The 13,149-nt window shown below is 71.9% G+C and carries 9 protein-coding genes, 2 tRNA genes and 1 pseudogene; 3 read left to right on the top strand and 9 right to left on the bottom strand.

All coding sequences use genetic code 11. From position 1 onward, the window contains the following. Positions 1-475, top strand: a pseudogene (locus PSU4_RS10865) (Hsp70 family protein); the annotation flags it as partial. Between the two features lie 1,310 nt (positions 476-1,785). Here PSU4_RS10865 and PSU4_RS10860 read toward each other — a convergent pair. The 3 genes from PSU4_RS10860 to gltX form a co-directional block, all read right to left on the bottom strand. Next, a tRNA-Glu gene (locus tag PSU4_RS10860) sits at positions 1,786-1,858 on the bottom strand. 42 nt (positions 1,859-1,900) lie between these two features. Then, a tRNA-Gln gene (locus tag PSU4_RS10855) sits at positions 1,901-1,972 on the bottom strand. A 68-nt stretch (positions 1,973-2,040) separates the two neighbouring features. Further along, on the bottom strand, positions 2,041-3,534 hold the full coding sequence (gene gltX / locus PSU4_RS10850; protein WP_147105883.1) for a glutamate--tRNA ligase: 1,494 nt from the start codon (positions 3,532-3,534) through the stop codon (positions 2,041-2,043). A gap of 57 nt (positions 3,535-3,591) precedes the next feature. On the opposite strand from gltX, the gene PSU4_RS10845 reads away from it, so the two are divergent. Further along, the gene (locus PSU4_RS10845; protein WP_147105880.1) at positions 3,592-4,908 is read left to right on the top strand and encodes an FAD-dependent oxidoreductase; all 1,317 of its coding nucleotides are present in this window, start codon (positions 3,592-3,594) and stop codon (positions 4,906-4,908) included. Between the two features lie 53 nt (positions 4,909-4,961). After that, complete coding sequence (locus tag PSU4_RS10840) at positions 4,962-5,276, top strand: EthD family reductase (protein ID WP_147105877.1); 315 nt, start codon at positions 4,962-4,964, stop codon at positions 5,274-5,276. 63 nt (positions 5,277-5,339) lie between these two features. Here PSU4_RS10840 and PSU4_RS10835 read toward each other — a convergent pair whose 3' ends face one another. The 6 genes from PSU4_RS10835 to PSU4_RS10810 all read right to left on the bottom strand — a co-directional run bounded on the left by PSU4_RS10835 (position 5,340) and on the right by PSU4_RS10810 (position 13,037). Beyond that, positions 5,340-6,380 carry a 3-isopropylmalate dehydrogenase gene (locus PSU4_RS10835; RefSeq protein WP_147105874.1) on the bottom strand — a complete coding sequence of 347 codons (1,041 nt, stop codon included), beginning with the start codon at positions 6,378-6,380 and terminating at the stop codon, positions 5,340-5,342. A 253-nt stretch (positions 6,381-6,633) separates the two neighbouring features. Continuing rightward, positions 6,634-8,235, bottom strand: a complete 1,602-nt coding sequence (gene serA, locus PSU4_RS10830; protein WP_147105871.1) for a phosphoglycerate dehydrogenase — start codon at positions 8,233-8,235, stop codon at positions 6,634-6,636. Between the two features lie 186 nt (positions 8,236-8,421). After that, positions 8,422-9,426 (bottom strand): LLM class flavin-dependent oxidoreductase, encoded by a 1,005-nt coding sequence (locus PSU4_RS10825; RefSeq protein WP_186816873.1) that lies wholly within the window; start codon positions 9,424-9,426, stop codon positions 8,422-8,424. 89 nt (positions 9,427-9,515) lie between these two features. Next, positions 9,516-10,520, bottom strand: coding sequence for a ketol-acid reductoisomerase (gene ilvC, locus PSU4_RS10820; RefSeq protein WP_147105868.1), 1,005 nt, complete (start codon positions 10,518-10,520; stop codon positions 9,516-9,518). Positions 10,521-10,563: 43 nt separating this feature from the next. Continuing rightward, on the bottom strand, positions 10,564-11,070 hold the full coding sequence (gene ilvN, locus PSU4_RS10815; protein ID WP_147105900.1) for an acetolactate synthase small subunit: 507 nt from the start codon (positions 11,068-11,070) through the stop codon (positions 10,564-10,566). After that, a complete protein-coding gene (locus PSU4_RS10810) occupies positions 11,070-13,037 on the bottom strand; it encodes an acetolactate synthase large subunit (protein WP_147105866.1) in 1,968 nt (655 codons plus the stop codon). Before PSU4_RS10810 ends, ilvN begins: the two co-directional genes overlap by 1 nt. Positions 13,038-13,149 lie beyond the last annotated feature (112 nt).

Here is a 13,149-nt window from a genome sequence, read left to right as displayed (position 1 = left end):
CCCGCCCGTCGCCCCGCCCCCGCCCCCTCCGCGCGACAACATGCCGATGGGTGGCTACGGCGACCCCTACGCCTCCCCCGACCTGGAGCATGACGACCCGCCCCGGCGGACCCCCGTCCTCCTCGTCGCCGCCGGTGGCGTGCTCGCGGCCCTCGGCGTCATCGCCGCCGTGCTCTTCTGGCCCCAGAGCAACCCCCAGAGCGCCGCCAACACCCGCATCGTCCCCACCGAGGCCGTCACCACGACGGAAGCGGCCCCGGCCACCACCGAGGCCCCTCCGGAGCCCCAGCCCACGCACAACCAGCCCCCACCCCCCCCCCCGCCGGTCCGCACGACGACGACAACGCCGGTGCAGCCGACGACCCCCACCACCACGACGCCGACCACCACCCCGAAGCCGACCACCACGACGTCGCCGAAGCCGACCACACCCACCACGACCACCTCGGTGGTTGCGCAGCCGACGACCCCGTGACCCTGTGAGTGGCGATAGTCGCTATAGCGACTATCGCCACTCACGACCCCGCCGCCGTGCCTGGCACCAGCCGGCCGCACGTCTCGCGCCCTCCACGCGCTCCGCCGAGACCAACAGGAGTGCTGCCGGCGCGAAGCAGCACTCACGTAGGTCTCGGCGCGCGGCGGCCGGCGTTTCGCCGACGTCGGGACCAGGCCGCGTCGATCGTGAACGCAGCCAGTCCGTTGTCGAGCTCGGCGGCGGCCGGGGCATCGTCGCGGGCGCGCACTGCAACGTCCCCGCGTGAGTACTGCGCTCGTCGAGCAGCCTGCGGCACGTCCGCTGATCAGCGAAGGTGCGTGCCGGTCCCGGAAGGCACACGACAGGCCCGGCCGAACCTCTCGTCGACGCGGAGCAGCCCGAGCGCGATGCCCCGGCACCGCCAGGCGCGACCGGCGCGCACGCTTCAGCGTCACCGCGTGGGTTCCGACCTCGTCGGACAGCCTGCAGGACGATCGCTGACCCGCGAAGGTGCGCGCCGATCGTGCGACGCACGTGACGTGCCTCGATGCACGCCCCGGCCGGAGCACACGCATGTCGGCCCGCCTCGGGGCCCATCCCGACCCCGCGGAACCCTGAGCGACCCGCAGCACGGGCGCACACACTGCAGCGTCGCCACGCAGGTTCCGGGGTCGTCACGCAGCCTGCGGGACAGCCGCTGCCCCTCGAAGGTGCGCGACGATCGTGACACCCATGGCGGGCCCCGGCCGAACAAGCTGCAAACCGCCCCGAGGCTCACGCGCGAGCGGTGAGTCTCGTGGCCCGATCTCGCGGCGCCGGCTCGTGCGCGCACCTTGCAGCGTCACCACGCAGGTTCTGCAGTCGTCAAGCAGGCTGCAGGACGGCCGCTGACAAGCAAAAACGTGCCGGGCGTTGGAAGGCACGCGGTGCGCCCTGCAGAGGGGCCTGACCTGAGGTCGCACATTGGCATCGAAGCACGACGGCCTCTCGCCTCGCCGCACTCGGCGCGGACCAGCTCGGCACCGGCCAAATCCGGCCAGCTCGGCGCGGCCCAGCTCGGGCCGGCACTTCGCGGATGCGGCAGTCCGCCCGGTGCAACCTCACTGCTGCCCGACCCCGGAGGAGAGCAGCGTGGTTGCGCTGGAGTGGTGGGGCGATGCCTCGATCCGGGGCCCACTTTCGCCGAGGTCGGCACTGCGTCGATCAAGGTCGGCAGCAGTCTCGGGTCGAACTCGGCGAGAATTGTCCACCGCCGCGTGGGCCGAACACGAAAAAGGCTCTCGCACCGGAGTGCGAGAGCCTTTTTGTTGTAGCCCCGACGGGATTTGAACCCGCGCTACCGCCTTGAGAGGGCGGCGTCCTAGGCCGCTAGACGACGGGGCCAGGAACTTTCTCAGTATACATCTGGAAACTTCGGCGTTTCCGCTGGGGTACCAGGACTCGAACCTAGACTAACTGAACCAGAATCAGTCGTGCTGCCAATTACACCATACCCCAATGGGTCCGGTTCTCCGGGCCTTGCGGTTTCCCGCCGGCCCGGTTTCCCGTGCCCTGCGCAGAGAACTCTAGACCACGCCCCGAGCCCGCTCCAAACCGGCCCCCAGTCGCCGCATCGACCGCTCGCGCCCCAGCAGTTCCATGCTCTCGTAGAGCGGCGGGGAGACGGTCCGGCCGGAGACGGCGACCCGTACCGGGCCGAACGCCTTGCGCGGTTTGAGGCCCAGCCCGTCGACGAGTGAGGTCTTGAGGGACTCCTCGATCGCGGTGGCGGACCAGTCGTCGAGGGCGTTCAGGCCGGTCAGGGCCGCGTCGAGGACGGGGGCGGCGTCGGCACCGAGGTTCTTGGCGGCAGCGTCGTCGTCGACCGTGAAGCCGTCCTCGTCGACGAAGAGGAAGCGGAGCATGCGCGCGGCGTCGGACAGGACGACGCTGCGCTCCTGGACGAGCGGGGCGGCCGCGGCGAGCAGTTCGGCCTGGGCCGCGGTGGGCGTGCCACTGATCACACCCTCGGCCTCGAGGTAGGGAACGACGCGGGCGGCGAAGTCGTCGACGGCGAGAAGTCGCATGTGCGCGGAATTGATCGCCTCGGCCTTCTTCAGGTCGAAGCGGGCCGCATTCGAGGAGACGCGTGACACGTCGAATGCGGCGACCATCTGGTCGAGGGAGAAGACGTCGCGGTCCTCGGCGATGGACCAACCCAACAATGCGAGGTAGTTGAGCAGGCCTTCGGGCAGGAATCCGCGGTCGCGGTAGTGGAAGAGGTTCGACTCGGGGTCGCGCTTGGAGAGCTTGCGGGCGCCCTCCCCGGTGACGAGCGGCAGGTGCGCGTAGGTGGGGGCGCCGTTGCCGATGCCGACGCGCTGGAACGCCTCGAAGAGCGCGATCTGGCGTGGGGTGGACGAGAGGAGGTCCTCGCCGCGCAGGACGTGGGTGATGCCCATGAGGGCGTCGTCGAGCGGGTTTGTGAGGGGGTAGAGCGGGCTGCCGTCGCCGCGGGCGAGCACGAAGTCGGGGACGGTGCCGGCCTTGAACGTGACGTCGCCGCGGATGAGGTCGGAGAACGTGATGTCGCGGTCGGGCATCCGCAGCCGGTACACGGGCTTGCGACCCTCGGCGCGGAACGCCGCCTTCTGCTCCTCGGTCAGGTCGCGGTCGGCGTTGTCGTAGCCCAGCTTGGGGTCGCGGCCGGCGGCGCGGTGGCGGGCCTCGATCTCCTCGGCCGACGAGTAGGACTCGTAGACCTCACCGGCCTGGGTGAGGCGGCCGAGGGCGTCGCGGTAGAGGTCGTGGCGCTCGCTCTGCCGGTAGGGGCCGTGCTCGCCGCCGACCTCGGGGCCCTCGTCCCAGTCGAGCCCGAGCCAGCGCAGCGCGTCGAGCAGCGCGTTGTAGGACTCGACGCTGTCGCGTGCGGCGTCGGTGTCCTCGATCCGGAACACGAACGCGCCGCCGTGGTGGCGGGCGTGCGCCCAGTTGAACAGCGCGGTGCGGATGAGGCCGACGTGCGGCGTGCCGGTGGGCGACGGGCAGAACCGCACCCGGACCTGGGAGGGAGAGCTCACGAGGCCATCGTCTCGCACCCCTCGCGCCGACGCGGAACCGGGGATACAATTCAACGCATGGGGAAAAAAACGACCGTCGCCGTCGTCGGCGGCGGCCCCGCGGGAATGGTCCTGGGGCTGCTGCTCGCCCGCGCCGGGATCGAGGTCACCGTCCTGGAGAAGCACGCCGACTTCCTGCGCGACTTCCGCGGCGACACCGTCCACGCCTCCACGCTGACCCTGCTCGACGACCTCGGGCTCGGTGAGCGGTTCGCCGCGCTCCCCCAGCGCCGCCTCGACCGGGTCGCCGCCCAGCTCGACGGCGGGCTCGTCCAGATCGCCGACATGAGCCGGCTGCCCGGCGCCCACAAGCACGTCGCGCTGGTCCCGCAGTGGGACTTCCTCGACCTGCTCGCCGACGCCGCGGCCGAGGAGCCGTCGTTCACACTCGTCCGCGAGGCCGACGTCACGGGCCTGCTCGCCGAGCAGGGCCGGGTCACCGGGGTCCGGTGGACCGACCGCGCCACCGGGCAGGAGCAGGAGCTCACCGCAGCGCTGACCGTCGCCTGCGACGGCCGGCACTCGGCCGTGCGCGCCGCTGCAGGGCTGCGTACGCGCGGCTTCGGCGTCCCCATGGACGTCTGGTGGTTCCGGCTCCCCCGCCGTGCCGACGACGTCCCGGGCGGGCTGGGCCGTTTCACCGCCGGGCACTTCTGCGTCCTCATCGACCGCGGCGACTACTGGCAGTGCGCCTACATGATCCGCAAGGGCAGTGACGCGCAGCTGCGCGCCCAGGGCATCGGCGAGCTGCGTCGGCGGATGGTGGCGCTGGTGCCGTGGCTGGGCGACCGGGTCGACACCCTGGAGTCGTGGGACGAGGTCAAGCTGCTCGACGTGCGGCTCGACCGGCTGCGCCGCTGGTACGCGCGCGGCCTGCTGCTGATCGGCGACGCGGCGCACGCGATGTCGCCGGTCGGGGGCGTCGGCATCAACCTGGCGGTGGCCGACGCGGTGGCCGCGGCCCGGATCCTGGCGCCGGAGCTGCGCCGCGACGGGACGGCGTCGACGAGGGCGCTGCGGCGCGTCCAGCTGCGGCGCTGGTGGCCGACGGCGTTGGTGCAGGGCGGGCAGCGGCTCGCGCACCGCGCGGTGCTGGGCAAAGCACTCGACGCCGACCCGGCCACGCCTCCCCCGTCGACGGGACGGCTCCCGTTCCTGGTCCGGGTCGCGCAGCGGTTCCCGGTGCTGCAGGCCGTCCCGGCCCGCCTCGTGGCGATCGGTCCGCTGCCCGAGCGTGCTCCCGGGTGGGCACGGCGCGCGCCGGCCCGGGAGGCAGCCCGTTCTCTCCCCGACGGGGAAAGGACGGTCGGCGGGGACGGCGGCCGGTCGGCATGATGGCCGTGGAGCCCGCGGACACCGGAGTGCGCGGGTCGGTCCCAGGAGGTCTCGTGTCGTTCCAGCTCACCGCGCTCTACAACCATCCTGCCGACGCAGCAGCCTTCGACAGGCACTACGACGACGTGCACGCGCCGCTCGCGACGAAGCTCCCCGACCTGCGGAGCTTCACGGTGACCCGGCCGCAGCCCGGTCCCGACGGCGCCAAGCCCGACTACCACCTGGTCGCGGTGCTGGTGTGGGACTCGGCGGAGGCGATGGGCGCGTCCATGGCCAGCGACGCGGGCAAGGCCGCGGTCGCCGACCTGGAGAACTTCGCGGGCGCCGGCGTCACGATGCTGACCGGACCCTCCAGCACCGTGGTCTAGAGAACCGTCGACGGCGGCGGCACCCCGTACACGGGGTGCCGCCGCCGTCGTGTGTGCGGTCGGTCAGGCGGGCGCGGAGGCCTGGCGGCTGACGAGCGCGGCGAGCCGGTCGCCGATGGAACGGGTGTGGCTGTTGGCGCCGTGGTCGCGCGTCGCCAGGTCGAAGGCGACTGCGGCCTCGATGCGGCGGGCGGCGTCGCGGTTGCCGAGGTGGTCGAGCAGCAGCGCGACGGACAGGATCGCGGCCGTCGGGTCGGCGATGCCCTGCCCCGCGATGTCGGGGGCGCTGCCGTGGACGGGCTCGAACATGCTCGGGTTCTTGCCGCTGGCGTCGATGTTGCCGCTGGCCGCGAGCCCGATGCCACCGGTGACGGCGGCGGCCAGGTCGGTGAGGATGTCGCCGAACAGGTTGTCGGTGACGATCACGTCGTAGCGCGACGGGTCGGTGACGAGGTGGATCGTCGTCGAGTCGACGTGCTGGTAGGCGACGGTGACGTCGGGGTGCTCGAGCGAGACCTCCTCGACGATCCGCGACCACAGGGCGCCGGCGAAGGCCAGCACGTTGGTCTTGTGGACGAGCGTGAGGTGCTTGCGGGGGCGGCGCTCGGCGCGGGCGAAGGCGTCGCGCACGACGCGCTCGATGCCGAACGCGGTGTTGGTGCTGACCTCGGTGGCCACCTCGTGCGGGGTGTCCTTGCGCAGGATGCCGCCGGTGCCGACGTAGGGGCCCTCGGTGCCCTCGCGGACGACGACGAGGTCGATCTCCGGGTTGCCGGCGAGCGGGCCGCGGACTCCCGGGTAGAGCCGCGCGGGGCGCAGGTTCACGTGGTGGTCGAGCTCGAACCGCAGGCGCAGGAGCAGGCCGCGCTCGAGGATGCCGCTGGGCACCGAGGGGTCGCCGACGGCGCCGAGCAGGATCGCGTCGTGGCCGCGGAGCTCGGTGAGGACGGACTCGGGCAGCAGCTCGCCGGTGGAGTGCCACCGGGCGGCGCCCAGGTCGTACTGGGTCGTCTCCACTCCGGGGGAGACCTCGTCGAGGACCTTGAGCGCCTCGTCGATGACCTCCGGTCCGATGCCGTCGCCGGGAATGACCGCAAGGCGCATGTCAAAGGATCCTCTCTGCTTGGGGAGTCGCAGAACGCTACCCGTTGCGACACCGCCGGCCGGCCGTCGGCCACTCTTCCGGGGTCACCCGGGACGGTGATTCGGGCGCCCGCTGGGCGGCCGAACCGCGTAACCGGGCGCGCGACACGCCCCGAGCGGGTCTGATTGTCCGCCCGACGCATCGGACGGCGGCGACCGGGGTATCCCGGCCGCCGCCGTCCGTGGGTGTGCGCCCGCCCGTGGCGGGTCGGGCTCAGTCGAGCGAGATGAGCTTGATCGTCTGCGCGCCCACCGAGGCGCCGATCGGGTCGAGCACGGCCTGGTCGACGGAGCGGTCGATGCGCAGCAGCATGATCGCGTCGGCGCCGTCGGTGGTCTGGCTGATCTGGGCGGCCTCGATGTTCACCGCGGCCTCGCCGAGCAGCGACCCGACGCGGCCCATGACGCCCGGGCGGTCGGCGTACTCGAGCGCCAGGATCTCGCCCTCGGCGCGCAGGTCGAAGTGCCGTCCGTTGATCTCGACGAGCTTCTCGACCTGGCCGCGCCCGGTGAGCGTGCCGGAGACCGTGATGGCCTCGCCGTCGGGCATGGCGGCGCGCAGCTGGACGACGCTGCGGTGGTTGGCGCTCTCCGGGGCGGTGGTGAGCTCGACGGTGACGCCGCGCTCCGCCGCCAGGGCCGGCACGTTGACGAACGTGACCTGGTCGTCGACGACGCGGGTGAACACCCCGCGCAGCGCGGCCAGCGGCAGGACCGAGACGTCCTCGGACGACAGCTCGCCCGCGACGTCGACGGTGATCGACGTGGGCACGCGGCCCGCGAGGGCGTGCAGGACCGTGCCCATCTTCTGCACGAGCGGCAGGTATGGGCGGACCTCCTCGCCGACGGCGCCGTCGATCTGGACGTTGACGGCGTCGGGGACGAACTCGCCGGCCAGGGCGAGCTGGACCGACTTCGCGACGTCGGTGCCCGCGCGGTCCTGCGCCTCGTCGGTCGAGGCACCGAGGTGCGGGGTGACGACGACGTTCTCCAGCTCGAACAGCGGGCTGGAGGTCGTGGGCTCGGTGACGTAGACGTCGACGCCGGCGCCGCCGACGTGCCCGGAGCGGACGGCCTCGGCGAGGGCGGTCTCGTCGATCAGCCCACCGCGGGCCGCGTTGACGATGATCACGCCCTTCTTGGTGATCGCGAGCTGGTCCTTGCCGATGAGGCCCAGGGTCTCGGGGGTCTTCGGCAGGTGGATGGAGATGACGTCGGCGCGGCGGAGCACGTCGTCGAGCGACGCGAGCTCGATGCCGAGCTGGGCGGCGCGGGCGGGCGCGACGTAGGGGTCGTACGCGATGAGCGTGACGCCGAACGCGGCGAGGCGCTGCGCGACGAGCTGCCCGATCTTGCCCAGGCCGACGATGCCGACGGTCTTGCCGTTGAGCTCGACGCCGGTGTAGGCGCTGCGCTTCCACTGGCCCTGGCGCAGGGCGGCGTCGGCCGGCGGGATGTGGCGGGCCGCGGCGAACAGCAGCGCGATGGCGTGCTCGGCGGCGGACACGATGTTCGACGTCGGCGCGTTGACGACCATGACGCCGCGCGCGGTGGCGGCGGGGACGTCGACGTTGTCGAGTCCGACGCCCGCGCGGGCCACGACCTTCAGCCGGGTGGACGCGGCGAGGACCTCGGCGTCGACCTTCGTGGCGGAGCGGACGAGGAGCGCGTCGGCGTCGGCGACCGCGGACAGCAGCGCGGGCCGGTCCGTTCCGTCGACGTGGCGGATCTCGACGTCATCTCCGAGCAGCTCCACCGCGGACGGTGCGAGCTTCTCGGCGAGCAGAACGACTGGACGGGTGGCGGCGGTGCTCACGACGCTGCAGGTCTCCAAGATCGGTGTCGGTGGGCTACGGTGCCGATCCTAGATGCGCAGCTCGGCGCGGGTCTCCCCACCGTGAGCGGCGCGATAGACGGGTGCGCCGGAACCGGACGAAAAGGACCGCGGAGCGGAGCTCGCCGGAACCGTGGTTCCGGAGAACGGCAACCCGGCCGGCGGCGCTCAGACCGCGACGGCCGCCGCCCGGCCGGCGAGCAGCTCGAACGAGCGGTACCACGCCCCCCGGGCGACGACGGGGCTCGCGACGACCAGCTCGTCGATGCCCACGCGCGCGGCGAACTCCGTGAGGTAGTCCTCGACGACGTCCGGGGTGCCGACGGCGGTGTAGCGCATCATGTCCAGGATCTGGCGGCCCTGGGGCATGTCGATGGCCAGGGCGGCCTCCTCGTCGGTCAGCTCGTGGCCGCCACGGGACAGGAAGCGCTTGACCCGGTCGAGGCGGGCCACCCGCATCAGCTCGTCGGCGGTGGCGATGTCGTCGGCGGCGACGACGTTGACCCCGGCGAGCACGAGCGGCTCGGCCAGCTGCGCCGACGGGCGGAACTTCTCCCGGTACATCTCGACGGCCCGTTCCAGCTGCTCGGGCGCGAAGTGCGAGGCGAACGCGTAGGGCAGGCCGAGGATCGCGGCGACCTGCGCGCCGTAGAGCGAGGAGCCCAGCACGTACAGCGGGACGTTCGTGCCCTTGCCGGGGTAGGCGTCGACACCCGGGACCAGCGAGTGCTCACCGAGGAAACCCTGCAGCTCCTGGACGTCCTGCGGGAACGTCTCGGACGCGCCCGGGTCGCGGCGCAGCGCGCGGAACGTCGTCTGGTCGGTGCCGGGGGCGCGACCCAGGCCGAGCTCGATGCGGCCGGGGAACAGCTCGGCGAGGGTGCCGAACTGCTCGGCGACCTGCAGGGGCGAGTGGTTGGGCAGCATGATGCCGCCGGCGCCGAGGGTGATCCGCTCGGTGTGCGCGGCGACGTGCCCGATCAGCACACTCGTCGCCGACGACGCGATGGCGCGCATGTTGTGGTGCTCGGCGTACCAGATCCGCCGGTAGCCCCACGTCTCCGCCTTGCGGGCCAGCTCGACGCTCGCGTCCAGGCCGGCGCGGACCGACTCGCCCTGGGAGACGAGGGCGAGGTCGAGGATGGACAGGGGCGGCAGGGAGACGTCAGGCACACCGTGCCCAACGCCGCCCGGCGCGCATCTCTTCCGGGTGAGCCTCGTGAGTGGCGATGGTCGCTATGACGACCATCGCCACTCACAGGTCACTTGGCCTTCTCGCCGACCCAGCTCATCAGGCCGCGCAGCTTCTCGCCGACGACCTCGATGGGGTGCTCGGCACCCTCCTGCTGCAGGCGGGTGTAGTTCGGGCGGCCCGCCTCGTCCTCGGCGACCCACTCGGACGCGAAACGGCCGTCCTGGATCTCGGCGAGGATCTTCTTCATCTCCTCCTTGGTCGCGGCGTTGACGACGCGCGGACCGCGGGTGAGGTCGCCGTACTCGGCGGTGTCGGAGATGGAGAAGCGCTCGTTGGCGATGCCGCCCTCGTACATGAGGTCGACGATCAGCTTGAGCTCGTGCAGGCACTCGAAGTAGGCGATCTCCGGGGCGTAGCCCGCCTCGGTGAGCACCTCGAAACCGGTCTGGACCAGGGCGGCCGCGCCACCGCAGAGGACGGCCTGCTCACCGAACAGGTCGGTCTCGGTCTCCTCCTTGAAGGTGGTCTCGATGACGCCCGCGCGGGCGCCGCCGATCCCGGCCGCGTAGGACAGGGCGAGCGCCTTGGCGTTGCCGGTGGAGTCCTGCTCGACCGCGATCAGCGCGGGAACACCCTTGCCGTCGACGAACTGGCGGCGGACCAGGTGGCCCGGGCCCTTCGGGGCGACCATCGCGACGTCGACGTCGGCCGGCGGCTTGATCAGGTCGTAGCGGATGTTGAAGCCGTGCCCGAAGAAGATGGCGTCGCCGCTCTTCAGGTTGGGCGCGATGTCCTCGGCGTAGATGAAGCGCTGCTTCGTGTCCGGCGCCAGGATCATGATGAGGTCGGCCCACGCCGACGCCTCGGCCGGGGTGAGCACCTCCAGGCCCTCGTCGGCGGCCTTCTGCCGGCTCTTCGACCCCTCGGGCAGCCCGATCTTCACCTCGACGCCGGAGTCGCGCAGCGACAGCGCGTGCGCGTGCCCCTGGGAGCCGTAGCCGATCACGGCGACCTTGCGGCCCTGGATGATCGACAGGTCGGCGTCGTCGTCGTAGTAGATGTTCACGCTCATGACGGGTGGTACGTCCTCTCCGAGGGTGGGTTCGGGCAAGTCTCTAACGGACCGCGGCTGCGGTGATGGACCGGGGTCCGCGGCCGACCGCGACCATCCCCGACTTGACCATCTCGCGGATGCCGTACGGCTCCAGGATCCGAAGCAGCGCGGCGAGCTTGTCGACGGTGCCGGTGGCCTCGATGGTGAGCGCCTCGGGCGCCACGTCGACGACCTTGGCCCGGAACAGCTCGGCGGCCTCGAGCACCTGGCTGCGGATCGCGGCGTCGGCCCGCACCTTGACCAGCAGCAGCTCGCGCTGGACCGAGGCGCCGGGATCGAGCTCGACGATCTTGATGACGTTGACCAGCTTGTTGAGCTGCTTGGTCACCTGCTCCAGCGGCAGGTCCTCGACGGCGACGACGATCGTCATCCGCGAGACGCCCTCCTGCTCGGTCGGGCCGACCGCCAGGGAGATGATGTTGAAGCCGCGCCGGGAGAACAGGCCCGAGACGCGGGCCAGGACGCCGGGCTTGTCCTCGACGAGGACCGACAGCGTGTGGGTGTGCATCATCGCGCGTCGCCGCCGTTCGCGTCGTGGTCCTCGCCGTGCTCCAGGGCCCGCTCCACGACCTCGTCGATCGCGTCGACGCCCGCCGCGAGCTCGTCGCCCTCGAACAGGGGCCGGATGCCGCGGGCCGACATGACCTCGTCGTTGGACGTGCCGGCGGCGACCATCGGCCACACCTGCGCGTCGGCACCGACGGTGAAGTCGATGACGACGGGCCGGTCGTTGATCTCCATGGCCTGCTGGATGACCCGGTCGACCTCCTCCTTGGACTCCGCGCGCAGCCCGACGCAGCCCATGGCCTCGGCGAGCAGCTTGAAGTCGGGAATGCGGTGCTTGTGGGTGCCCAGGTCGGTGTTGGAGTACCGCTGCGAGTAGAAGAGGTTCTGCCACTGCCGGACCATGCCGAGGTTGCCGTTGTTGATCACGGCGACCTTGATCGGGATGTTCTCGATGGCGCAGGTGGCGAGCTCCTGGTTGGTCATCTGGAAGCAGCCGTCACCGTCGATGCACCACACGACGTCGTCGGGGCGGGCCATCTTCGCGCCCATCGCCGCGGGGACCGCGAAACCCATCGTCCCGAGGCCGCCCGAGTTGAGCCACGAACGCGGCTTCTCGTACTTGACGAACTGCGCCGCCCACATCTGGTGCTGGCCGACGCCCGCCGCGTACACGGCGTCGGGGCCGGCGATGGCGCCGATCCGCTCGATGACGTACTGCGGCGACAGCGAACCGTCGTCGGGCCAGTCGTAGCCCAGCGGGAACGTCTCGCGCAGCTGGTTCAGCCGCGCCCACCACGCGTCGAGATCGGCCCCGCCGTCGGCACCGCCGCCCTCGCGCTCGGCCCGCACCGCCTCCAGGAGGTCGACGATGACCTCCTTGCAGTCGCCGACGATCGGCACGTCCGCGCGGCGGTTCTTGGAGATCTCCGCCGGGTCGATGTCGGCGTGCACGACCGCGGCGTGCGGCGCGAACGACGACAGCTGACCGGTGACGCGGTCGTCGAACCGCGAGCCCAGCGCGACCAGCAGGTCGGCCTCCTGCAGCGCGGCGACGGCCGAGACCGTGCCGTGCATACCGGGCATCCCGACGTGCTGCGGGTGGCTGTCGGGGAACGCCCCGCGCGCCATCAGCGTCGTCACCACCGGGATGTTGGTCAGCTCGGCGAGCTCCAGCAGCTCGTCGGACGCCTCGGCCTTGAGCACGCCGCCACCGACGTAGAGCACGGGCCGCGACGCCGACGTCATCAGCTTGGCGGCCTCACGGATCTGCTTGCCGTGCGGCCGGGTCGTCGGCCGGTAACCGGGCAAGTTCATCTCCGGGGGCCACGAGAACGTCGTGTGCTCCTGCAGGACGTCCTTGGGGATGTCCACCAGCACCGGGCCGGGTCGGCCCGTCGACGCCAGGTGGAAGGCCTCGGCGATCGCGCGCGGGATCTCCGTCGCGTCGGTCACCAGCATGTTGTGCTTGGTCACCGGCATGGTGATGCCGGTGATGTCGGCCTCCTGGAAGGCATCCGTACCGATCAGCGGGCGGGACTGCTGACCGGTGATCGCCACCATCGGGATCGAGTCCATGTAGGCGTCGGCGATGGGGGTGACGAGGTTGGTCGCGCCCGGGCCCGACGTCGCCATGCAGACGCCCACACGGCCGGTGGCCTGCGCGTACCCGGTGGCCGCGTGCCCCGCGCCCTGCTCGTGACGGACCAGGACGTGCCGCACGCGCGTCGAGTCGAGCAGCGGGTCGTACGCGGGCAGGATCGTCCCGCCCGGGATACCGAACACGACGTCGCAGCCGATCTCCTCGAGCGAACGCACGAGCGACTGGGCCCCGGTCATCGGCTCCGGCCCGATGCGCGGGCCGGGCACCTCGGTGCGCACGCCGTCGGTCCGGGCCGGGGCGCCGGGACGTCCGGGTGGCGGCGCCGGTTTGGGTCCGGTGGCGCCGGAGCGGGGGGTGGCGGTGGTCATCGGTCAGCCTCGCTGCGTCGTGGTCTGGTCACTGCGGCTACTGCGGTCCGGACATGAAAAAACCCTCGCCGCCGTAGCGGAACGAGGGTGGCGCGTCGTCGTCCGAGAACTC

This window comes from Pseudonocardia sulfidoxydans NBRC 16205 (assembly GCF_007989085.1).
Classification (GTDB): Bacteria; Actinomycetota; Actinomycetes; order Mycobacteriales; family Pseudonocardiaceae; genus Pseudonocardia; species Pseudonocardia sulfidoxydans.
This window is presented reverse-complemented; position numbering and strand designations above follow the sequence as displayed.

Bases quoted from the DNA above. Each gene is read 5' to 3' on its own strand.
- PSU4_RS10845 (WP_147105880.1), top strand. From the start codon at position 3,592: ATGGGGAAAAAAACGACCGTCGCCGTCGTCGGCGGCGGCCCCGCGGGA.
- ilvN (WP_147105900.1), bottom strand. From the start codon at position 11,070: ATGCACACCCACACGCTGTCGGTCCTCGTCGAGGACAAGCCCGGCGTC.
- ilvC (WP_147105868.1), bottom strand. From the start codon at position 10,520: ATGAGCGTGAACATCTACTACGACGACGACGCCGACCTGTCGATCATC.
- PSU4_RS10810 (WP_147105866.1), bottom strand. From the start codon at position 13,037: ATGACCACCGCCACCCCCCGCTCCGGCGCCACCGGACCCAAACCGGCG.
- PSU4_RS10835 (WP_147105874.1), bottom strand. From the start codon at position 6,380: ATGCGCCTTGCGGTCATTCCCGGCGACGGCATCGGACCGGAGGTCATC.